Annotated in this window: 20 protein-coding genes; 12 read left to right on the forward strand and 8 right to left on the reverse strand. The window is 56.2% G+C overall.

Features of this window, described 5'->3' with window-relative positions; genetic code table 11:
• Nucleotides 1–39: 39 nt before the first annotated feature.
• The 8 genes from elaB (at nucleotide 40) to C813_RS30445 (ending at nucleotide 8,475) form a co-directional block, all read left to right on the forward strand.
• Nucleotides 40–345 carry a stress response protein ElaB gene (elaB, locus tag C813_RS30410; RefSeq protein ID WP_017458585.1) on the forward strand — a complete coding sequence of 102 codons (306 nt, stop codon included), beginning with the start codon at nucleotides 40–42 and terminating at the stop codon, nucleotides 343–345.
• Nucleotides 346–432: 87 nt separating this feature from the next.
• On the forward strand, nucleotides 433–1,728 hold the full coding sequence (gene menF / locus C813_RS30415; protein WP_017458584.1) for an isochorismate synthase MenF: 1,296 nt from the start codon (nucleotides 433–435) through the stop codon (nucleotides 1,726–1,728).
• A gap of 71 nt (nucleotides 1,729–1,799) precedes the next feature.
• The gene (gene menD / locus C813_RS30420; RefSeq protein WP_017458583.1) at nucleotides 1,800–3,470 is read left to right on the forward strand and encodes a 2-succinyl-5-enolpyruvyl-6-hydroxy-3-cyclohexene-1-carboxylic-acid synthase; all 1,671 of its coding nucleotides are present in this window, start codon (nucleotides 1,800–1,802) and stop codon (nucleotides 3,468–3,470) included.
• Nucleotides 3,467–4,243 (forward strand): 2-succinyl-6-hydroxy-2,4-cyclohexadiene-1-carboxylate synthase, encoded by a 777-nt coding sequence (gene menH, locus C813_RS30425; RefSeq protein ID WP_017458582.1) that lies wholly within the window; start codon nucleotides 3,467–3,469, stop codon nucleotides 4,241–4,243. The genes menD and menH overlap by 4 nt, the downstream gene beginning before the upstream one ends.
• Complete coding sequence (gene menB / locus C813_RS30430) at nucleotides 4,240–5,097, forward strand: 1,4-dihydroxy-2-naphthoyl-CoA synthase (protein WP_017458581.1); 858 nt, start codon at nucleotides 4,240–4,242, stop codon at nucleotides 5,095–5,097. The genes menH and menB overlap by 4 nt, the downstream gene beginning before the upstream one ends.
• Nucleotides 5,097–6,062: an o-succinylbenzoate synthase gene (gene menC / locus C813_RS30435; RefSeq protein ID WP_017458580.1), complete on the forward strand. Its 966-nt coding sequence runs from the start codon at nucleotides 5,097–5,099 to the stop codon at nucleotides 6,060–6,062. Before menB ends, menC begins: the two co-directional genes overlap by 1 nt.
• Entirely contained in the window at nucleotides 6,059–7,435 is a 1,377-nt protein-coding gene (gene menE / locus C813_RS30440) for an o-succinylbenzoate--CoA ligase (protein ID WP_017458579.1), read from the forward strand. Before menC ends, menE begins: the two co-directional genes overlap by 4 nt.
• 107 nt (nucleotides 7,436–7,542) lie before the next feature.
• The gene (locus C813_RS30445; protein WP_017458578.1) at nucleotides 7,543–8,475 is read left to right on the forward strand and encodes an Rpn family recombination-promoting nuclease/putative transposase; all 933 of its coding nucleotides are present in this window, start codon (nucleotides 7,543–7,545) and stop codon (nucleotides 8,473–8,475) included.
• An 8-nt stretch (nucleotides 8,476–8,483) separates the two neighbouring features.
• Here C813_RS30445 and nudI read toward each other — a convergent pair whose 3' ends face one another.
• Nucleotides 8,484–8,909 (reverse strand): nucleoside triphosphatase NudI, encoded by a 426-nt coding sequence (nudI, locus tag C813_RS30450; RefSeq protein ID WP_017458577.1) that lies wholly within the window; start codon nucleotides 8,907–8,909, stop codon nucleotides 8,484–8,486.
• Nucleotides 8,910–9,081: 172 nt separating this feature from the next.
• Between nudI and C813_RS30455 the strand changes: the two genes are divergently transcribed.
• Entirely contained in the window at nucleotides 9,082–9,624 is a 543-nt protein-coding gene (locus C813_RS30455; RefSeq protein ID WP_017458576.1) for a YfaZ family outer membrane protein, read from the forward strand.
• A gap of 93 nt (nucleotides 9,625–9,717) precedes the next feature.
• Nucleotides 9,718–10,917 carry a nicotinamide mononucleotide deamidase-related protein YfaY gene (locus tag C813_RS30460; RefSeq protein WP_017458575.1) on the forward strand — a complete coding sequence of 400 codons (1,200 nt, stop codon included), beginning with the start codon at nucleotides 9,718–9,720 and terminating at the stop codon, nucleotides 10,915–10,917.
• 23 nt (nucleotides 10,918–10,940) lie between these two features.
• Here C813_RS30460 and glpC read toward each other — a convergent pair whose 3' ends face one another.
• The 3 genes from glpC to glpA are packed head-to-tail and all read right to left on the reverse strand — an operon-like array spanning nucleotide 10,941 to nucleotide 14,996.
• Nucleotides 10,941–12,131 (reverse strand): anaerobic glycerol-3-phosphate dehydrogenase subunit GlpC, encoded by a 1,191-nt coding sequence (gene glpC / locus C813_RS30465; protein ID WP_017458574.1) that lies wholly within the window; start codon nucleotides 12,129–12,131, stop codon nucleotides 10,941–10,943.
• Entirely contained in the window at nucleotides 12,128–13,384 is a 1,257-nt protein-coding gene (glpB, locus tag C813_RS30470) for a glycerol-3-phosphate dehydrogenase subunit GlpB (protein ID WP_017458573.1), read from the reverse strand. The genes glpC and glpB overlap by 4 nt, the downstream gene beginning before the upstream one ends.
• A complete protein-coding gene (gene glpA, locus C813_RS30475) occupies nucleotides 13,374–14,996 on the reverse strand; it encodes an anaerobic glycerol-3-phosphate dehydrogenase subunit A (protein WP_017458572.1) in 1,623 nt (540 codons plus the stop codon). The genes glpB and glpA overlap by 11 nt, the downstream gene beginning before the upstream one ends.
• A 273-nt stretch (nucleotides 14,997–15,269) precedes the next feature.
• On the opposite strand from glpA, the gene glpT reads away from it, so the two are divergent.
• Nucleotides 15,270–16,622, forward strand: coding sequence for a glycerol-3-phosphate transporter (gene glpT / locus C813_RS30480; RefSeq protein ID WP_017458571.1), 1,353 nt, complete (start codon nucleotides 15,270–15,272; stop codon nucleotides 16,620–16,622).
• A 12-nt stretch (nucleotides 16,623–16,634) separates the two neighbouring features.
• Nucleotides 16,635–17,699 (forward strand): glycerophosphodiester phosphodiesterase, encoded by a 1,065-nt coding sequence (gene glpQ / locus C813_RS30485; RefSeq protein WP_017458570.1) that lies wholly within the window; start codon nucleotides 16,635–16,637, stop codon nucleotides 17,697–17,699.
• A 28-nt stretch (nucleotides 17,700–17,727) separates the two neighbouring features.
• On the opposite strand, the gene yfaE is transcribed toward glpQ, so the two are convergent.
• The 4 genes from yfaE to ubiG all read right to left on the reverse strand — a co-directional run bounded on the left by yfaE (nucleotide 17,728) and on the right by ubiG (nucleotide 22,524).
• Nucleotides 17,728–17,982 carry a class I ribonucleotide reductase maintenance protein YfaE gene (yfaE, locus tag C813_RS30490; RefSeq protein ID WP_017458569.1) on the reverse strand — a complete coding sequence of 85 codons (255 nt, stop codon included), beginning with the start codon at nucleotides 17,980–17,982 and terminating at the stop codon, nucleotides 17,728–17,730.
• Nucleotides 17,982–19,112, reverse strand: a complete 1,131-nt coding sequence (nrdB, locus tag C813_RS30495) for a class Ia ribonucleoside-diphosphate reductase subunit beta (protein WP_017458568.1) — start codon at nucleotides 19,110–19,112, stop codon at nucleotides 17,982–17,984. The genes yfaE and nrdB overlap by 1 nt, the downstream gene beginning before the upstream one ends.
• A 52-nt stretch (nucleotides 19,113–19,164) precedes the next feature.
• Entirely contained in the window at nucleotides 19,165–21,450 is a 2,286-nt protein-coding gene (gene nrdA, locus C813_RS30500) for a class 1a ribonucleoside-diphosphate reductase subunit alpha (RefSeq protein ID WP_017458567.1), read from the reverse strand.
• A 345-nt stretch (nucleotides 21,451–21,795) separates the two neighbouring features.
• Nucleotides 21,796–22,524: a bifunctional 2-polyprenyl-6-hydroxyphenol methylase/3-demethylubiquinol 3-O-methyltransferase UbiG gene (ubiG, locus tag C813_RS30505; protein ID WP_017458566.1), complete on the reverse strand. Its 729-nt coding sequence runs from the start codon at nucleotides 22,522–22,524 to the stop codon at nucleotides 21,796–21,798.
• Nucleotides 22,525–22,556 lie beyond the last annotated feature (32 nt).

Genomic DNA, 22,556 nt, shown 5'->3' on the forward strand with positions numbered 1-22,556 from the left:
CTATAGTTAGCGGACAGGTGCATAACATGGAGATAACAGATGGCATATCATTCTTATGAATCACATATTGATGACGACCTGACCCTGCTGAGCGAAACGCTGGAAGAAATTCTCCGCTCATCGGGCGACCCCGCAGATCAAAAGTACATTGAGTTGAAGGCCCGTGCCGAACAGGCGCTGCATGAAGTGAAAAACCGCGTCAGCAGCGCATCGGATACCTACTACTACCGTGCCAAAAAAGCCGTCTATCGCGCAGACGACTACGTGCATGAAAAACCGTGGCAGGGCATTGGTGCCGGTGCCGCAGTGGGTCTGGTGCTCGGTCTGCTGTTAGCCCGCCGCTAACGTTTCACTTCCCCTCCCTGGAAGGGGGTACTGTTATTACGCTAAGTACCCCGTATACTATGTGGTTTTTAACAGGGAGGGGCTCGCGTGTACTCCATTTCCTCGGCGCTTTCACACTTACAGCGTTGCCTGACCGACGACATTCCCCGATCGTCAGGATTTTGCTTTTTTGATGCCCCTTTCCCGTTAAACGACGCTTTTGATCCCCTGACCTGGCTTGCCAGCCAAGGCGTGTGGCCGCAATTTTACTGGCAGCAACGTAGCGGTGATGACGAAGCCGCCGCGCTTGGGGCATTGCGCCGTTTCTCTTCTTTACCCCAGGCGCAAGTTTTTTTGCAGCAATGCGCTGAAGATGTCCGCATCTGGGGGCTTAACGCCTTTGATCCCACACAAGGCGAACTGTTTTTACCGCGTCTGGAGTGGCGTCGGGAAGGCGGTCACGCCTTTCTGCGCGTCTATATTTTCAGCGAGACGTCCCTGTATGATGACGCGCAGCGCGCGCTCACGTTTCTTTCGGCGCTGGTGGAATCGACACCGTTGCAAAATGTGCAGCAAACGTGCCTTGAACAGCATCACATCCCCGAGCGCGATGGCTGGCGTACGCTGATTGCGCAGGCGTTGCAAACGCTGGAAAGCGGCGAACTGGATAAAGTCGTGCTCGCCCGCGCAACGGATTACCATTTTGCCAGCGCGGTGGATGCCGCCGCGTTGATGGCCGCCAGCCGTCGCCTCAATCATCACTGTTTTCATTTCATGATGGCGTTTAATGCGCAAACGGCCTTTTTAGGCTCAACGCCGGAGCGGTTGTGGCGTCGCCGTGGCAGCGCCTTGCGCACGGAAGCGCTGGCCGGAACGGTGGCCAATCATGAAGATGACCAGCAGGCGCAACAGCTTGCCGACTGGCTAATGGCTGATGACAAAAACCAGCGTGAAAATATGCTGGTGGTGGAAGATATCTGCCAGCGTTTACAGCAGCAAACCGGTGCGCTGGAGGTGCTGCCGCCGAAAGTGGTCCGGCTACGTAAAGTACAGCATCTTCGCCGCTGTATCTGGACCGATCTGCAATCACCGGATGATGCGCTCTGCCTGCAAATGCTCCAGCCGACAGCGGCAGTTGCAGGATTGCCACGCCGTGAAGCGCGGGCATTTATTGCGCATCATGAGCCTTTTCAGCGTGAGTGGTATGCCGGTTCGGCGGGTTATCTTTCGCGGCAACAGAGTGAGTTCTGCGTTGCCCTGCGTTCGGCAAAAATTGACGGCAATACCGTACGTCTTTATGCCGGTGCGGGCATTGTTTCCGGTTCAGACGCGGAGCAAGAGTGGCAGGAGATTGAGAACAAAGCGGCGGGATTGCGATCATTATTACAACTTAGTCACGCATAACCGACTCATATCAAAAATACATAGTTCCTGATTACTTATACTAAGCCGTAATATTGATACCGGACAAATTCATGTCGATAAGCTCATTTAACCGACGCTGGGCGGCGGTGATCCTCGAAGCTCTTACCCGTCACGGCGTCAGGCATGTGTGCATTGCCCCGGGATCCCGTTCCACCCCATTAACGCTGGCCGCAGCGGAAAATCACGCCTTTATTCACCACACCCATTTTGATGAGCGTGGCTTAGGCCACCTTGCGCTGGGGCTGGCAAAGGTCAGCAATGAGCCGGTGGCGGTGATCGTGACATCCGGCACGGCGGTGGCGAATCTGTATCCCGCGCTGATTGAGGCGGGGCTGACCGGTGAAAAACTGGTGCTGCTGACGGCAGATCGACCGCCAGAGTTGATTGACTGCGGTGCTAACCAGGCCATACGCCAGCCGGGCATGTTTGCCACGCATCCTGCTGAATCTCTCGCGCTGCCGCGACCTTCGCAGGACATTCCTGCGCGCTGGCTGGTTTCCACCCTTGATAACCTGCTGGGGTCGTTACAGGGCGGCGCGGTACACATTAACTGTCCGTTTGCCGAGCCGCTGTACGGCGAAATGGATCATACTGGCCTTGCCTGGCAGCAGGCGCTGGGTGACTGGTGGCAGACAGACACGCCATGGTTGCGCGCACCGAACAGGGTGAGCAGCGAAACACAGCACGACTGGTTTTTCTGGCGACAAAAACGCGGCGTGATAGTGGCTGGTCGCATGAGCGCGGCTGAAGGCCTTTTGCTTGCTGAATGGGCGAAAACGCTCGGCTGGCCGCTGATTGGCGATGCGCTTTCGCAGACCGGGCAACCGCTGCCATGTGCCGATCTCTGGCTCGGTAATGGTCAGGCGGTGGCGGAGCTGGATCAGGCGCAGATTGTGTTGCAGTTTGGCAGCAGTCTGACCGGCAAACGTCTGTTGCAATGGCAGGCGACCTGCGAACCGGAAGAGTACTGGCTGATTGATCGCCTGCAAGGGCGGCTCGATCCGGCCCATCATCGCGGGCGTCGGCTGGTTTCCAGCGTTGCCGACTGGCTGGAGCAGCATCCGGCTGAGCCGCGTGCGCCGTGGTGCGAGGTGATCCCACGCCTGTCGGCGCAGGCCTGGGAAACCGTTCATGCGAAGCGTGATATTTTTGGCGAGGCGCAACTGGCGCACCGCATCGCGGATTATTTGCCAGCCCAGGGGCAGCTTTTTCTTGGCAACAGCCTGGTTGTGCGGCTGGTCGATGCGCTGGGGCAGCTCCCGGCGGGATACCCGGTTTACAGCAATCGCGGCGCCAGTGGTATCGACGGCTTGCTTTCAACGGCGGCGGGCGTTCAGCGTGCCACCGCGCGGCCTACGCTGGCGATTGTTGGCGATCTTTCTGCGCTTTATGATCTCAATGCGCTGGCGCTGCTGCGGCAGGCTTCTGCGCCGTTCGTCCTGCTGGTGGTGAATAACAACGGCGGGCAAATTTTTTCGTTACTGCCCACGCCGCCCGCCGAGCGCGAACAGTTTTATTTGATGCCGCAGAATGTCCATTTTGCGCATGCGGCGGCGATGTTTAGCCTGGCTTATCATCAACCAGAGAATTGGGCTGAGCTTGAGCAGGCGCTGGAAGGCGCCTGGTGCAAGCCAGGTGCGTCGGTGATTGAACTGGTGGTGAACGCAACCGACGGCGCGCAGACGTTACAAACGCTGCTGGCGCAGGTGAGCCATCTGTGATCCTGCACGGTCAAACCATTAGTGGACACCAGCCGCAACCGTGGCTGGTGTTTCTGCATGGTTTTTCCGGCGATAACCGCGAATGGCAGCACGTTGGCGACGCGCTGAGTGATTTCCCTCGCTTGTATCTCGATCTGCCCGGACATGGCGATTCAGCCCATATTGGCGTTGTGTCCTTTGATGAGTTGGACGCGCTGCTGCGCACTACTCTTGAGCACTACAACATACGCAACTACTGGCTGGTGGGATATTCGCTTGGCGGGCGCGTGGCGATGTACCACGCCTGCCAGCATCCTGCCGGGCTGTGCGGCCTGGTGGTTGAAGGCGGCCATCCGGGCCTGACATCCGCTGACGATCGTGCCCAGCGGCTGCGTAATGATCAGCAGTGGGCTGCGCGTTTTCGCCAGCAGCCATTAAGTGAGGTATTTGACGCCTGGTACCGGCAACCTGTTTTTGCCACGCTCAGCGACACCGCGCGTGCCGAACTGGTGGCGCTTCGCAGCCAGAACAACGGTTTAACATTAGCGGCGATGCTGGAGGCAACCTCGCTTGCCTGCCAGCCCGATTTGCGTGCCGCGCTACGGGCGCTTTCTGTGCCAGTACATTATTTATACGGTGAACATGACAGCAAGTTTCGGGCGCTGGCGACGCAAGTCTCGCGCCACTGTCACGCCATTCCTGCCGCCGGGCACAACGCGCACCGGGACAATCCCGCTGCCGTTATTGCCGCCCTGGCGCGTATTCTGCGTCTTGAGACAAAGGACACATTATGATCCACCCAGATGAAAACATGCTTTATGCGCCGGTTGAATGGCGTGACTGTTCTGAAGGTTACACCGACATCCGTTATCAGAAATCGGCCGATGGTATTGCCAAAATCACCATTAATCGCCCGCAGGTGCGCAATGCGTTCCGTCCGCTGACGGTGAAAGAGATGATTCAGGCCATGGCTGACGCCCGTTATGACGACAGCGTGGGTGTGATCATTCTGACCGGCGAAGGGGATAAAGCCTTCTGTTCCGGCGGCGATCAAAAAGTGCGCGGCGATTACGGCGGTTACCAGGATGACTCCGGCGTGCATCATCTCAACGTGCTGGATTTTCAGCGCCAGATCCGCACCTGCCCGAAACCGGTGGTGGCGATGGTGGCGGGTTACTCCATCGGCGGCGGCCACGTGCTGCACATGATGTGCGATCTGACCATCGCGGCGGAAAACGCTATTTTCGGCCAGACCGGCCCGAAAGTTGGCTCCTTCGATGGCGGCTGGGGGGCGTCTTACATGGCGCGCATCGTTGGGCAGAAAAAAGCACGCGAAATCTGGTTCCTCTGCCGTCAGTACGATGCCAAACAGGCGCTCGATATGGGACTGGTCAACACGGTTGTACCGGTTGCCGATCTTGAAAAAGAGACCGTGCGCTGGTGTCGCGAAATGCTGCAAAACAGCCCGATGGCGCTGCGCTGCCTGAAAGCCGCGCTGAACGCCGACTGCGATGGTCAGGCGGGGCTGCAGGAGCTGGCGGGTAATGCCACCATGCTGTTCTACATGACCGAAGAAGGTCAGGAAGGCCGTAATGCGTTTAACGAAAAACGCCAGCCTGATTTCAGCAAATTCAAACGGAATCCATAATGCGACAGGCGCAGGTTTACCGCTGGCAAATCCCGCTTGATGCGGGCGTGGTGCTGCGTGAGCGGCGCCTGAAAACACGTGACGGGTTGTTCGTTCATCTCACCGAGGGCGAGCGTGAAGGCTGGGGGGAGATTTCCCCTCTGCCGGGGTTTAGCCTGGAAACGCTGGATGACGTTCAGCCTGTTGTGGTGGCGTGGGTGCATAGCTGGCGCAACGGCGAACAGCCACCGCTGCCGGACGAGCCTTCTGCGGCATTTGGTTTGAGTTGCGCGCTGGCAGAGCTTAGCGATGCGCTGCCGCAGGCGGCGGATTATCGCGCCGCGATGTTGTGTAGCGGTGACCCGGATGAGCTGTTCGCCGCGCTTGCTGCTTTGCCGGGAGAAAAGCTGGCGAAAGTGAAAGTAGGGCTGTATGAAGCGGTGCGTGACGGCATGGTGGTCAACTTGCTGCTGGAGTCGATTCCCGATCTCTATTTGCGCCTCGATGCTAACCGCGCCTGGACGCCGCTGAAAGCGCAACAGTTTGCGAAGTATGTCAATCCGGCTTATCGCTCGCGCATTGCGTTTCTCGAAGAACCCTGCAAGACGCGCGAGGAATCACTGGCGTTTGCCCGCGAGACCGGCATTACCCTCGCCTGGGATGAGAGCCTGCGTGACGCGGACTTTCGTTTTGAGCCGCAAGCGGGTGTTGGCGCCGTGGTGATTAAACCGATGCTGACCGGCAGTTTGCAGAAAGTCCAACAACAGGTTGCTGCGGCGAAAGCGCTGGGGCTGACGACCGTTATCAGTTCGTCAATCGAATCGAGCCTTGGTCTGACGCAACTGGCGCGTATCGCCGCCTGGCTGACGCCGGGAACGGTGCCAGGTCTTGATACGCTGCAATTAATGCAAACGCAGCTGCTCCGCTGCTGGCCTGGGAGTGATTTACCCTGCTTGCAGGTTGATGCGCTGGAACCATTGCTATGATTTTTGCCGACTGGCCCTGGCGTTACTGGCGTAAGGTACGTGGCGAGCAGGCGGCGATTCGCCTTGAGCAGCAAAGCCTTAACTGGCGTGAGCTTTGTGTGCGTATTGACAGGCTGGCCAGCGGGTTTGCCCTTCAGGGCGTGCAGTCGGGCGATGGCGTTATGCTGCGCGCGCGTAATCAGCCGAAAACGCTGCTGGCGTGGCTGGCGCTGTTGCAATGCGGTGCGCGGGTTTTGCCGCTGAACCCGCAGTTACCCGCCACGCAACTGGAGGCGCTGTTACCACAGTTGACGCTGCGTTTTGCACTCGACCTGGAGTCACACGCGGCGTACGCCGGTTTAACATCGCTGGTGTTAAGCGAGGCTGACGGCGATTATGCCGTTGACTGGCAGCCACAACGGCTGGCGTCAATGACCCTGACTTCCGGTTCTACCGGGCTGCCGAAAGCCGCCGTGCATACCGGCGCGGCGCATCTTGCCAGTGCACAGGGTGTGCTGGCCCTGATCCCGTTTACCGCGAAAGATGACTGGCTTCTTTCGTTACCGCTGTTTCATGTTTCGGGGCAAGGGATTTTATGGCGCTGGCTGCTGGCCGGTGCGCGGATCACCGTGCGGCAAAAAGCGCCGCTGGAGCAGGCGCTGGCCGGGTGCAGTCACGCCTCGCTGGTTCCAACGCAGCTGTGGCGCTTGTTGAACGACAATGTACCGGTCTCGCTGAAAGCAGTGTTACTGGGCGGCGCAGCGATCCCCATCGAACTCACGCAGCAGGCTCGCGAGCGCGGGATCCGTAGCTGGTGCGGTTACGGCCTGACAGAATTCGCTTCAACCGTCTGTGCGAAAGAAGCCGATGGCAAGCCCGATGTTGGCTACGCGCTGCCGGGGCGTGAAGTGAGAATTGTCGGCGAGGAAGTCTGGCTTCGTGCCGCCAGCATGGCGTCGGGCTACTGGTGTAACGGAGCACTTCTCCCGCTGGTAAACAGCGAAGGCTGGTTTGCCACGCGCGATCGCGGCGAGCTGAACAATGGTTGCCTGACCATTCATGGTCGTCTGGACAATCTTTTTTTCAGCGGCGGGGAAGGCATTCAGCCAGAAGAAATTGAACGCGTTATTGCCCGCCATCCCCAGGTGCATCAGGTGCTGGTGGTGCCTGTCGATGACGCGGAGTTTGGTCAACGCCCGGTGGCGGTGGTGGAGTGCACCGGTGACGTTAATGCCGATGCGCTGAGCCAATGGGTCGCTGATAAACTGGCCCGTTTCCAGCAGCCGGTACGCTGGCTGATGTTGCCCGCAGCGCTGAAAAATGGCGGTATTAAAATCTCCCGTCACGCCGTTCAGCAGTGGGTTAGTACCCTTGACGGCAACACGTATAAATAGCGGCAGGACTATTTTTGCGAGCCTTCACGACAAACTGATTGACCGATAAAACCCCTTCCCGCAAGTGTGTTAGTTTGCGCTCTGGCTTCTGAAACGCAGGGATAGCGATGCCGCATTCATCCTCTTCTACGCCGCATGATGCGGTGTTTCGCAAATTATTATCACATGCGCAAACTGCTCGTGATTTTTTCGATATTCATCTGCCAGAGCACTTGGTTGCACTGTGTGATCTTTCCACGCTTCATCTGGAGTCGGGCAGTTTTGTTGAGGAAGATCTGCGATATTGCTACTCGGATATTCTCTATTCGCTGCGAACGCGCGCTGGCGACGGCTATCTTTATGCCTTGATTGAACACCAAAGTTCGCCGGATAAAAATATGGCCTTTCGCCTGATGCGCTATGCCATTGCCGCAATGCAGCGCCATCTTGATAAAGGGCATGGTGAATTGCCAATGGTTATCCCCATGCTTTTTTATCATGGACGCGTCACGCCGTATCCGTGGTCGCTACGCTGGCTGGATGCCTTTCAGTTGCCGCAGCAGGCAGAAAAGCTCTACACCAGCGCGTTTCCACTGGTGGATATCACCCAACTTGCCGATGCTGAAATTGTGCAACATCGACGTATTGCGATGCTTGAACTCTTACAAAAACATGTTCGGCAACGCGATATGCTGGAGTTTCAGGAGCAACTGGTCAGCCTGCTGGCACTGGGCTACACTGGCGGCGAACAGTTGAAGACGTTGCTGCATTATTTGTTGAAGGCGGGTCATACCGCCGATCCGGCAGCGTTTTTAACCGCCATTGCCAGCAGAACCACGGATCATCAGCAAAAGGAGGCGTTAATGAACATTGCACAATTTCTTCGCGAAGAAGGCATGACGTTTGGCCTGAAAAAAGGATTGGCGCAGGGGCGTGCCGAAGGTGTTCAACAAGAAGCGCTGCGCATTGCCAAAGTGATGCTGGAAAAAGGAATGGAGCCCGATGTCGTGGCAACATTAACCGGGCTACCGGCGGAAGTAGTGGAAAAGGTCAGCCACTGAGCACGCTTTCAGAGCAACCCTTTCATCCTTAAGGTATTGCGGGTCGCGTCGTTCAGATCGTAGCGGTGCAGATCAGCAGGTTTTACCCACGCGTAATCCTGGAATTCGTCATTAATGCTGACTTCGCGATTGGCGCTGACGCAATCAAAAATCAGGTAAATCATATAGATTTGTTCTTTGCTGCCATCGACATAGGTTTTTACCCGGATATCATCGCGAAACGTCCATGGCGTGATTTCGCTCAGCTCCAGCTTGTCACCCAGTTCTTCACGGATCTCCCGGCGCAGCGCCTCTTCAATCCGCTCGCCCGGCTCCACACCACCGCCGGATAATGCCCATTGTCCGGGGAAAACACCGCGATCGTCGGCCATTTTACACAGCAAATAGGCGCCGTCATTTTGAATCAGCGGGCATACAATCGTCCGTTGTCGCATGGTTAATTCCTTTGGAGTGATAAACATAACGCGCCATGTTAACGCAAGCGCTGATGTTGAAAAATTGACCCCATCTATGTTTACGCCTCTTTTTATTCATTCTGCTGACAGAAAAATAGGCGTATAATCAGAGGCTTTTGGGCATCAGGCCCGTTATGTGCGGAAATCAAAAATGAAGAACGTTGCTTTATTAGGTTTAGCCAGCGTGTTGCTGGTCTCTGCTGGGGCGCAGGCCGTGAGTCTGAACGGCCAGATTGGGAAAGATTACACCAACTTTGGTTTTGGTTTGGGTACCGAAACCAGCGGTATCGCCGTGAGCGGTAACTGGGCACACAGTGAAGATGATGGCGATATTGCCGGTCTGGGGCTTGGTTACAATATCCCGCTTGGCCCGTTCCTTGCGACCGTCGGCGGTAAAGGTATTTATCTGAACCCGGATGTGGGCAGCGAAGGTTATGCCGTTGCGGTCGGTGGCGGGTTGCAGTGGAAAATCGCCAGCAGCTTTAGCATCTTCGGTGAATACTACTACTCGCCGGATTCACTCTCCAGCGGCGTGAAAGAGTATCAGGAAGCGAACGCCGGAGCGCGTTACACCATTATGCGCCCGCTGACGGTTGAGGCCGGTTACCGCTACATCGACATGACCGGTAAAGAAGGCCGTCGCGACAACGCGGTTGCCGATGGTCCGTATGTCGGCGTCAGCGCCAGTTTCTAATCCCCTGGCGCGGCCTCTGTCCGCGCCCGTTTGTCTCCGTTTTTCCTCTGCGCATGCGCTATAGTGTTTCAACCTCGATTGCAGGAGCTAACGATGTTAAATGTGGAGATGTTATCGACCGGCGATGAAGTGCTGCATGGCCAGATTGTGGATACCAATGCGGCCTGGTTGGCTGACTTTTTCTTTAACCAGGGTTTGCCTCTCACGCGGCGTAACACCGTGGGCGATAACCTTGATGATTTGGTCGCTATCCTGCGTGAACGTAGTGAGCACGCGGATGTGCTGATTGTGAATGGCGGCCTGGGGCCGACCAGCGACGATCTCAGCGCGCTGGCGGCGGCGACCGCCAAAGGCGAAGCGCTGGTGCTACACGAAGCGTGGCTGGCACAAATGGAACGCTTCTTTACCGAACGTGGCCGCGTGATGGCACCGAGTAACCGCAAACAGGCCGAGATCCCGGCCAGCGCCGAACTGGTGGATAACCCGGTCGGTACCGCCTGTGGTTTTGCTCTGCAGCTCAACCGTTGCCTGATGTTCTTCACGCCGGGCGTACCGTCGGAATTTAAGGTGATGGTGGAACAAGAAATTCTGCCGCGCCTGCGCACACGCTTCACCCTGCCTGAGCCGCCGGTTTGCCTGCGCTTAACCACTTTTGGTCGTTCAGAGAGCGATCTGGCGCAGAGTCTGCAACACCTGCAACTGCCGCCAGGCGTGGTGATGGGCTACCGCTCTTCGATGCCGATTATCGAGTTAAAACTGACTGGCCCGGCAGAACATCGCGCCGCGATGGAAGCGCTGTGGCCGGAAGTGAAACGTGTTGCCGGTGAAAGTTTGATTTTTGAAGGCACGGAAGGTTTACCGGCCGTGCTTGCTGCAACCCTGCGGGAACGTCAGCTCAGCTTGACGCTGAGCGAGCAGTTCACCGGCGGTCTGGTGGCATTGCAGCTTTCCCGTGCCGGTGCGCCGCTGCTGGCCAGTGAAGTACTGCCGTCGCAGGCAGAAGCACTGGCGCAAAGCGCCCGCTGGACTACCGAGCTGCGCAATCGTCATCTCGCCGGGCTGGCGCTGACAGTGACCGGTCTTGAAGAGGATCATCTCAACTTCGCGCTGGCGACGCCGGAAGGCACCCGCGCCCTGCGGGTGAAATTCAACACCAACCGCCACGGACTGGTGGTGCGCCAGGAAGTGTGCGCCATGATGGCGCTGAACATCCTGCGCCGCTGGCTGGCGGGCAAAGACATTGCCAGCGATCACGGCTGGATCAATGTGGTGGAAACGCTGTCGGTAGAGTGATCGCTGAGGGTAACGGCATGCCGTTACCCCAATGCGTTTGCCAGTAGCGTAATGGGATGTTCACAGCGTTTGCTGGTGGACATCTCAATTTGCCATTTGCAGGTTTCACAATCTGTCACCACCAGATCCGCGCCGCTGGCTTCAATCTGCTCGAACAACGGCGCACCAATCGCCTGCGATGTCGGGTAGTTTTCGCTTTTAAAGCCGTAGGTTCCGGCAATTCCGCAGCAGCGCGAATCCAGCACCGTCAACTCAAGCCCGGGGATGCGCCGCAGCAGCTCCAGCGTGTAGTGTGTCCAGCCCATTTTTTCCATATGACACGGCGTGTGGTAAACCACTTTCAGCGGGGTTTCTTTCAGCGGCAACGCGCAACCTTCGTCGAGCATGCGCCAGATCCAGCGCGTGGCTAAATCGATATGCGAGCGCAAATGGCTGTTATCCACATCCAGCAGGTGAGGATATTCGTCGCGCAACGTAAACGCGCAGGTGGAAGAGGTGGCGATAACCGGCAAACCCTCCGTGCCAATAGCCTGCTCCAGCGAGCGCACATTAAACTGCGCCTGTTTTTTTGCTTTATCGAAAAAACCATTCGCAATCAGTGGTACGCCACAGCACTTTTCCCGCTGCAACAACTGTACGCCGACGCCCATATGGTTCAGCACGCGGATCAGATCTTTACCCAACTGGGGATGGTTGTAATTCACGTAGCACCCGTGGAAAAACGCCACCTGCTGCGCAAATGCCTGTTGCTGCGCGGCAATGCTGCGATACCAGCGGCGAAATGTACCGCTGGAATATTTTGGCAGCGTGCGGTGGTGATCGATTTTTAATGCGGTATCCAGTAACTGGCGCACGGGTTTTAAGGAGGTTGCCGCATTCACCAGCGGCGCCATCGGTGTCGATAGCGTCCCCATCAGGTCGGTGTGGCTGAGAATAGCGTTGCGTATGGAGAGTTTTTTCGGTGCGTACTGGGCACGGGCGCGCTGAATAATATCGCCAATTTTCACCCCGGACGGGCAGGCGGTTTCGCAGCGTTTACAGTTGGTGCAGTACTTCAGCGCATCATCATACAGCGCGGCGTCCTTTAACCGCAGGCGCTCGCCATCAGGGCCTGCCTGTTTCGGGCCAGGATAAGCGGGGTTGACACGGCTGACCGGGCAGGCGGTGGTGCAAACGGTGCATTTAATGCAGCTTTCAAATTGCGTATTGTTCATTGTTCGCCTCCCTGTGCGCTAATTTGCTGTGCGGCATGCAGCGCGGTAACGACGCAAACGCCGCCGCCGCACCCCTGGGCGATGGCATCAAAACCGCCCAGCACGGAACCAACCACATAGAGATTGTTCACGGCGTTGCCCTCGCGCAGGCCGCGTAGTTGCGCGTCGGTCTGCACGCCAAACTGCTGCCACGGCTGGCTGTCAAACACATCATCGCGATACCACTCCTGACGCTGCGCGCTTTGCAGCACGTCGAGATCAAACACCGTTTCCCGCACGCCATCGCGCCCGGCAACCAGCCCGTTACTGAAAAAACTGCCGCTGGCGAGCACCACATTGCGTGCGCGCAGCGGGATATCTTCATGTTTACGCGTCCACACTTGTGTGACACGCTGGTCGGCGATATCGGCACGCAGTACCTCGTCACCGGGCATCCAGTTACCGCCGCTGCGTATAAACGCCTGTTGCAGGAGTTGTTGCATGCGCATACCCGGTACAGATGGCGGCAGCGTAGGCAGCAGGCGCAGCGGGCAGGCCAGTTGCTGGTTAAGGCGCGTAAAGACGCTGCTGTCCGTCAGACCAAAGCAGGCGGGCAGATAGAGCATCGCGTAGTGCTGGCTTAGCGGCAGCAACGCTTCGTACAGTGCGTCATAGTGCTCGGGCGCGTCCAGCAGGCGGGCGATATTCACCGCGCGAAATTCACTGGGGTTGTCGCGTAGCCGATCCAGCAGCGGCAGATCTATCTCTTCTGCCTGTGCATCAATACCGCGTTTACGCAGCGCACCTGCCGCAAGCTGCGGCTGGAAATCAAGAAAGCCACTGATACCGACTACGCCAGTGTGCTGGTGGGTTTCTGTTTTTACCGGCACTTCCTGCGGGCTAAGCCAGGCAGTGCGGAATGTGCCAAGCGGTGTTACGCGCTGGTGTGGCGTATCAACATCGCCCCGTAACGCCAGCCCGCAATCTGCCAGCAGCGTCTGCGCCAGGTGTGCATAGTGGAGAACCTGGTCTGCGCCGAGCCGGGCATAAGGGTGATTAGCATGATGCTGTTGGAGGTGCGCGATGGCGCTATCAAGCGTATCGATAGGTTGACCGTCTGGTAAGTGTGAAAGTAAATCCAGTGAGCCGGAGGAGAAGCTCAGAGCACTCTGCCCACGGCTGACAATCGCGCAGCGCTGGCCGCTCTGCACAAGACGTATCCCGCACACCAAACCGGCCAGCCCGCCCCCGATAATAACCGTATCAAATCTCATCTTCCGCCTCCTTTTCCAGACCACACAATCCCTGATAAACCCAGCGTGTGAATTCACTTTCCCGTAGCGCATCGCCCCAGGCGACGGGTTTAACGCCTTTCCAGCGCTCATTAAGAAAATCGGCCAGTTGGTGCAGAGATTCACTTTCAGTCGTGACATGCAGACGGTTAAGCAATCCGGCTGCACGGCAGGCGCAAAGTTCACCCTGGCAAGTGCCCATTCCGACGCGTGTGCGGCGGCGTAAATCAAGGAGCGAATGGACATTGAGGTTTTCGACCGCGTACTGCACTTCTCCGGCAGTGACGGCTTCACATTCGCAAACCAGACTGCGGTTATGTCTGTCGCTACCAAGCCAGGCTGGCGTGCGATCACCGTGGCGATAGACCGCCGAACCGCGTAGTGGCGTCGGCAGAGAGATGATTTTTTTGAGCGCCTGTTCAGTCGGCTCGCGGGAGCCAGGCAGCGGCGCGGTAGCGGTGGTACAGGGAGCATGATGATTGAGCTTGCGACACACGGCATCCGTTGCCCATTCGGCCATTAACCGATAAGTCATCAGCTTGCCGCCAGTTATAGTGATAAAGCCTTCCAACCCGTCTCGCTGCGCGTGGTCCAGCAACACAATTCCCCGGCTAACATTGCGTCCACTCGGGTCATTATCGCTGGCGACCAGTGGTCGCACACCGGCGTAAGCACGCAGGATGCGCGTTTTCGCCATCACCGGCGCCAGTTTTTCCCCTTCACGCAGCAGAATATCCACTTCGTCAGGCGTGACGCGCAGGTTATCGATATCGGCGTAATCAATATGCGTCGAGGTGGTGCCAATCAGGGAAATCGTGTCGCCTGGCACCAGAATATCGGCATCGGCGGGTTTGCGGCAGCGGTTGATAACGTGCTGATTAATGCGATGATCGAGGATCAGCAACGCACCTTTCGCCGGGAACATGCGGATCGACAGGTCGGCATATTCGGCAATGCGCTGCCCCCAGATCCCGGCGGCATTCACCACCACTGGCGCGTGGAGTTCCTGGGTTTCACCACTGGCAGGGTGATAAAGGCGCACACCGCTCACCGTGTCGCCATGGCGGATTAGCCCGCACACTTCGTGCCCGGTGAGGACTTTGGCGCCGTGCTCGCGCGCGTCCAGCATATTGCTGGCGGTGAGGCGGAAAGGGTCCACCGTGCCGTCCGGCACACGCACCGCGCCGACTAGCGCCGGGTTGACGCTGGGCTCCATGCGCAACGCTTCCTGCGGTGATATAACCTGCGCCGGGATCCCCGCTTGCAGACAGGCGTCAATAAACTGGCTTTGATACACCAGGTCATCTTCCGGCAGGGTAATAAACAGGCCGTCTGTTGGTTCGATACAGTGGCGGGCGATGCGTTTGAGGATCTGGTTTTCGGCAATACATTCACGCGCTGATTCGTTATCGGTCACCGCGTAACGCGCTCCGCTGTGTAGCAAGCCGTGGTTACGGCCGGTCGCGCCGGTGGCGATATCGTGGCGTTCAAGCAGCACCACGCGCAAGCCGCGCAGGGCGCAGTCGCGAGCAATACCTGCGCCGGTCGCACCGCCGCCGATAATAATCACATCGTAGTCACTGGAGTTGCGCATGTTCGCGTCCTTCTGGTCGACGTTCCTTAGCAATCATTTAGCCATACTATGATTGTGGTTTGTTTGATATCGCGCATATTCGAGCAAAAAACGAAAGTGAAACGCGCTTTCATGCGTGAAGTTAGATGTTTGTCATATTTCTGTAACAATATCTGCGACAACTCATTCTCTCTGGTTAAAACTTTCACTACAATCCGCCGCGAATAACTCTGGTTATGTTCGTTTTCACTCATTAATGAAAGATATGAGTCTTACCGCGCCACGGAGGCCGCTATGTTGAGTATTTTTAGACCTGCCCCCCATCAATCGCGTCTGCCCGATGCGCAAATCGATCCGTTGTACCGGCGGTTGCGCTGGCAGATTTTCCTCGGGATCTTCTTCGGTTATGCCGCCTACTATCTGGTGCGTAAGAACTTTGCGCTGGCAATGCCGTATTTAGTCGAACAGGGCTTTTCCCGTGGCGATCTGGGGTTTGCGCTGTCCGGTATCTCCATTGCCTACGGCTTTTCTAAATTTATTATGGGTTCGGTGTCTGATCGCTCGAATCCGCGCGTTTTCCTGCCCGCCGGGTTAATTCTGGCGGCGGCGGTGATGTTGGTCATGGGTTTCGTGCCGTGGGCAACCTCAAGCATCATGATCATGTTTGTGCTGCTGTTCCTGTGTGGCTGGTTCCAGGGGATGGGCTGGCCGCCGTGTGGGCGCACCATGGTGCACTGGTGGTCGCAAAAAGAACGCGGCGGCATTGTGTCAGTATGGAACTGCGCGCATAACGTTGGTGGTGGCATCCCTCCGCTGCTGTTCCTGTTGGGGATGGCGTGGTTTAACGACTGGCACGCGGCGTTGTATATGCCCGCGTTTGGCGCGATTCTGGTGGCGATTCTTGCCTTCGCACTGATGCGCGATACGCCTCAATCCTGCGGTTTACCGCCGATTGAAGAGTACAAAAACGACTACCCGGATGATTACAGTGACAAACACGAAGAAGAGTTGTCCGCAAAGCAGATTTTTATGCAGTACATCCTGCCGAACAAACTGCTGTGGTATATCGCGGTAGCGAACGTTTTTGTTTACCTGCTGCGCTACGGCATTCTCGACTGGTCGCCGACCTACCTGAAAGAGGTGAAACACTTCGCGCTGGATAAATCCTCGTGGGCCTATTTCTTCTATGAATATGCGGGCATTCCGGGCACGCTGCTGTGCGGCTGGATGTCGGATAAAGTCTTTCGCGGCAACCGCGGCGCAACGGGCGTGTTCTTTATGACACTGGTGACCATTGCGACTATCGTTTACTGGCTGAACCCGGCGGGTAACCCGAGCGTGGATATGGTCTGTATGATTGTCATCGGCTTCCTGATTTATGGCCCGGTGATGTTGATTGGTCTGCATGCGCTGGAGCTGGCACCGAAAAAAGCGGCGGGTACGGCGGCGGGCTTTACCGGCTTGTTTGGCTATCTTGGTGGTTCTGTCGCCGCCAGCGCCATTGTCGGTTATACCGTTGATTTCTTCGGCTGGGATGGTGGCTTTATGGTGATGATTGGCGGCAGCATTCTGGCGGTGTTACTGCTGGTTATCGTGATGATTGGCGAGAAACGTCACCATGCCGACGTGCTGGCGCGTCGCAGCTAACAGGGAGCACTGATGAAAACCACTTTCACCCGTATGACCTCAAGCCTGCTGCTGGCAGGCGCGTTAACCAGCCAGGCGCTGGCCACCGATAAAATCGTTATCGCCCATCGTGGCGCCAGCGGTTATTTGCCGGAACATACCTTACCGGCGAAAGCGATGGCCTATGCACAGGGCGCGGATTTCCTTGAACAAGATCTGGTGATGACCAAAGACGACCAACTGGTCGTTCTGCATGATCACTATCTCGACCGCGTAACGGATGTCGCGGAGCGCTTCCCGCAGCGCGCGCGTAAAGACGGGCGCTACTATGCCATCGACTTTACGCTCGACGAGATCCGCTCGCTGAAGTTTACCGAAGGGTTCGAGCTCGAAAAGGGCAAGAAAGTGCAGGTCTATCCGGGCCGTTTCCCGATGGGTAAATCCGATTTCCGCATTCACACGTTTGAAGAGGAGATCGAGTTTGTGCAGGGGTTGAACCACTCCACTGGCAAAAACATCGGTATTTATCCGGAGATCAAAGCGCCCTGGTTCCACCATCAGGAAGGGAAAGACATTGCCGCAAAGACGCTGGAAGTGCTGAAAAAGTACGGTTACACCAGCAAGCAGGACAATGTGTATCTGCAATGTTTTGACGTCAATGAGCTCAAACGCATTAAGAATGAGCTGGAACCGAAGATGGGGATGGATCTCAGGCTGGTGCAGCTGATTGCCTATACCAAATGGAATGAAACGCAGGAGCAGCAGCCGGACGGCAAATGGGTGAATTACAGTTACGACTGGATGTTCAAACCCGGCGCGATGAAGCAAATCGCGCAGTATGCCGACGGCATCGGGCCGGACTATCACATGCTGGTAGCGGACGGTTCAAAACCGGGTAACGTCAAGCTAACGGCAATGGTGAAAGAGGCGCATGCCAGCCATTTGCAGGTGCATCCGTTTACCGTTCGTGCGGATCAGCTTCCGCCGTATGCCAGCGATGTGAATCAGCTTTATAAGGTGCTGTATCAGCAGGCGGGCGTCGATGGGTTGTTTACCGACTTCCCGGATAAAGCGGTGCAGTTTCTGCATAAAAAGTAAAAATAAAAGGGCCTGGGAAGGCCCTTTTTTACATCTCGATTTCGATATCGCCTTTCGCCCGGCAGCAGCAGGGCAAAATTTCCCCTTCGTTGATAAAGGCCAGCGGCTCGGCAATCCAGTCAACCTGGCCCGCCACCAGGCGACAGCGGCAGGAGCCGCAGTAGCCTTCGCGGCACTGGTACTCAACTTCCACCTGGTGCGATTCGAGCGCCACCAGCAGGGAAGGGTGCTCATCCTGGCACTGGACGTGCGTGCCGGAAAGGCTAAGCGTCACACGGCTCATCAGAGCTGGAAGCTACTCAGATCGTCGGTGTCGACTTCAGAGTCGATCTGGCCGACCAGATAGGAACTCACTTCCACTTCCTGCGGAGCGACCTGGACGTTATCGGAAACCAGCCAGGTGTTGATCCACGGAATCGGGTTCGAACGGGTCTGGAACGGTAAGTCGAGACCGACTGCCTGCATGCGGATATTAGTGATGTACTCAACGTACTGGCAGAGAATGTCTTTGTTCAGGCCAATCATCGAGCCGCCCTGGAACAGGTATTCCGCCCACTCTTTTTCCTGCAATGCCGCCTGCACGAACAGGTCATAGCACTCCTGTTTGCACTCTTCGGCGATCTCGGCCATTTCCGGGTCATCCGCGCCGGAACGCAGCAGGTTCAGCATATGCTGGGTGCCGGTCAGGTGCAGCGCTTCGTCGCGGGCAATCAGGCGAATGATTTTGGCATTGCCTTCCATCAGCTCACGCTCGGCGAACGCGAAGGAACAAGCGAAGCTGACGTAGAAGCGAATCGCTTCCAGCGCGTTCACGCTCATCAGGCACAGATAAAGTTTTTTCTTCAACTCGCGTAGGCTGACGGTCACGGTTTTGCCGTTGACGTTGTGCGTGCCTTCACCCAGCAGATGCCAGTAGCTGGTCATTTCAATCAGTTCGTCGTAGAAGTGCGAGATGCCTTCCGCGCGCTTGAGGATCTGCTCGTTGGTGACGATATCGTCAAACACCACCGCCGGATCGTTAACGATGTTGCGGATGATGTGGGTGTAAGAGCGCGAATGGATCGTTTCTGAAAACGCCCAGGTTTCTACCCAGGTTTCCAGTTCCGGGATGGAGATCAGCGGCAGCAACGCAACGTTCGGGCTACGACCCTGAATCGAATCCAGCAGCGTCTGGTATTTCAGGTTGCTGATAAAAATGTGCTTTTCGTGTTCCGGTAGCGCCTGGAAATCGATACGGTCGCGGGAAACGTCAACTTCTTCCGGACGCCAGAAGAAGGAGAGTTGTTTCTCAATCAGCTTTTCGAAAATGTCATATTTTTGCTGATCGTAGCGCGCCACGTTAACCGGCTGGCCGAAGAACATCGGCTCCAGCAACTGATCGTTTTTCGTCTGTGAAAAAGTGGTGTATGCCATGAAATGTGAGTCCTGTTTGCGAAAAAAAAGGGCGGGTTTCCCCGCCCCTTAGTTAGATCTTACATGCGCCGCTTTCGCAGCCATCGTCCTGGATGGAAGGTGCCAGGTCATCCTGCGCATCTTCCGCGCCATCGCGGGTGTTTTGATAGTACAGCGTTTTCACACCAAATTTGTAGGCGGTCAGCAAGTCTTTCAACAACTGTTGCATCGGCACTTTGCCCGACGGGAAGCGTGACGGGTCATAGTTGGTGTTCGCCGAAATCGACTGATCGATAAATTTCTGCATGATGCCGACCAATTGCAGGTAGCCATCGTTATTCGGCATTTCCCACAGCAGCTCGTAAGCATTACTCAGTTTTTCGTAATCCGGCACCACCTGACGCAGGATGCCATCTTTCGACGCTTTGATGCTCACATGGCCGCGCGGCGGTTCAATGCCATTGGTGGCGTTGGAGATCTGCGACGAGGTTTCAGACGGCATCAGCGCGGAGAGCGTCGAGTTACGCAGGCCGTGCGTTTTGATCGATTCACGCAACGCTTCCCAGTCGTAATGCAGCGGCTCGCTGGTAATACCGTCGAGATCTTTCTTGTAAGTATCGATCGGCAAAATACCCTGCGAGTAGGTGGTTTCGTTGAACCACGGGCATGCGCCTTGCTCTTTCGCCAGCTCGTTAGAGGCTTTCAGCAACCAGTACTGAATGGCTTCGAAAGTCTGGTGCGTCAGGTTGTTAGCGCTGCCGTCAGAGTAACGTTTACCGTTCTTTGCCAGCCAGTAAGCAAAGTTGATGACGCCAATACCCAGCGTACGGCGCCCCATCGCGCCACGTTTTGCGGCCAGAATCGGGTAATCCTGGTAATCCAGCAGCGCGTCGAGCGCACGCACCGCAAGCGTGGCCAGCTCTTCCAGCTCGTCGAGGTTTTTAATCGCCCCGAGGTTAAACGCAGAGAGCGTGCAGAGCGCGATTTCACCGTTTTCGTCGTTCACATCATCCAGCGGCTTGGTCGGCAGGGCGATTTCCAGGCACAGGTTGGACTGACGTACCGGCGCAACCATCGGGTCAAACGGGCTATGGGTGTTGCAGTGATCGACGTTCTGAATGTAGATACGGCCAGTAGAAGCGCGTTCCTGCATCATCAAAGAGAACAGCTCCACCGCTTTGATGCGCTGTTTACGGATGCTGTCGTCTTTTTCATATTGGGTGTACAGGCGTTCGAACTCATCCTGATCGGCGAAGAACGCATCGTACAGACCCGGCACGTCGGACGGGCTGAACAGGGTGATCTCTTCACCTTTCAGCAGACGAGTGTACATCAGTTTGTTGATCTGTACGCCGTAGTCCATGTGACGCACGCGGTTGCCTTCCACGCCACGGTTGTTTTTCAGTACCAGCAGGCTTTCAACTTCCAGATGCCACATCGGGTAGAACAGGGTTGCCGCGCCGCCGCGTACACCGCCCTGCGAGCAGGATTTCACTGCCGTCTGGAAGTGTTTGTAGAACGGGATACAACCGGTGTGGAACGCTTCACCACCGCGGATCGGGCTACCCAGCGCACGAATGCGGCCGGCATTGATACCGATACCGGCGCGCTGGGAAACGTATTTCACAATCGCGCTGGAAGTGGCATTGATGGAGTCCAGGCTGTCGCCGCACTCGATCAATACGCAGGAGCTGAATTGACGGGTCGGCGTACGCACGCCAGACATGATCGGCGTCGGCAGCGAAATTTTGAATGTGGAAACAGCGTCGTAGAAGCGCTTGACGTAGTCCAGACGGGTTTCACGCGGATAGTTGGAGAACAGGCACGCGGCAACCAGGATATAGAGGAACTGCGCGCTTTCGTAGATCTCGCCGGTCACGCGGTTCTGGACCAGGTATTTGCCTTCCAGTTGCTTCACCGCCGCGTAAGAGAAGTTCATATCGCGCCAGTGGTCGATAAAACCGTCCATCTGCTTGAACTCTTCTTCCGTGTAGTCTTCCAGCAGATGATGATCGTATTTGCCAAGCTCAATCATTTTCTTCACGTGGTCAAACAGCGCAGGCGGCTCGAACTGGCCGTAGGCTTTTTTACGCAGGTGGAAAATGGCCAGGCGCGCAGCCAGGTACTGGTAGTCCGGCGCATCGCGGGAAATCAGATCCGCGGCGGCCTTAATGATGGTCTCGTGGATATCGGACGTTTTGATACCGTCGTAGAACTGAATGTGTGAGCGCAGTTCAACCTGAGAGATAGATACGTTACTTAGCCCCTCTGCCGCCCAATCCAGTACTCGATGAATTTTGTCGAGATTGATGCGCTCAGTGCCACCATCACGCTTTGTCACCAGCAGACTCTGATTCATGTGATTACCTGTCCGTGAAATAGAAAATATCCCCCCATTTATCCACAATTCGTTGCTGTGATTAACTCTGTGGATAAATACTACATATAGGGGGTTTGCGATAAGAGAAACGCTATATGGTGAGTATTCTAGTAAGGATTCTTTTCAGTACAAGAGTTGATTTTGAGGTTAAATTGAGGTTGCGAAAGGGTGATAATCGCTAAGTCCTCGTATCGTAAGGCCTGGCGGCGATGTCAATATTTCGCAAAAAAAAATGAATTTTTGATCGAGTGCTGATTTCTTCATCGGGAAAGGCAATTGCGCAACTTGATGCTGCGCAATCTTCTATCACTTTATCTGATGACCTTAGTCATTTTTTGCTGTTGTATGTAACATATAGTTCACATCTACCCCCGGCCCTAACGTAAACTGGTTTAACAACGGATTGTAATGTAACCCGGTGATGTGACACTCCTGTAACACAGTGCCGTCAACCCAGTTTAAGAGTTCCGCTGGCTTAATAAATTTCTTCACGTCGTGCGTACCTTTCGGCACCATGCGTAGCACATATTCCGCGCCGACGACCGCCATCAACCAGGCTTTGCCGTTGCGGTTAATGGTAGAGAAGAAGACATGACCGCCGGGTTTGACCAACTGCGCGCAGGCTTTTACCACCGATTGCGGATCCGGAACATGCTCCAGCATCTCCATGCAGGTGACGACGTCATACTGCTGCGCGTGTTTTGCCGCATGCTCTTCTACGGTTTCCTGCACGTAATTGACCTGAACGCCAGATTCCAGCGCATGCAAACGCGCTACCTGGAGTGGTTCAAAGCCCATATCAAGCCCGGTGACCTCAGCACCTTCTTGCGCCATGCTTTCTGCCAGAATCCCGCCGCCGCAGCCGACATCGAGCACTTTCTTACCGAACAGACCGGCAGCGTGTTCGCCAATATAACCCAAGCGCAGAGGGTTAATGCGGTGCAGGGGTTTAAACTCACCTTCTTTATCCCACCAGCGCGAGGCGACAGCCTCAAATTTGGCGATTTCAGCATGATCAACGTTCTGAGCGACCGGCGTTTTTTCGGCATTCATGGGCGCAATAACTCCTCTATCAATAAGACCCG

Origin of the sequence: Kosakonia sacchari SP1 (genome assembly GCF_000300455.3) — a bacterium.
Classification (GTDB): domain Bacteria; phylum Pseudomonadota; class Gammaproteobacteria; order Enterobacterales; family Enterobacteriaceae; genus Kosakonia; species Kosakonia sacchari.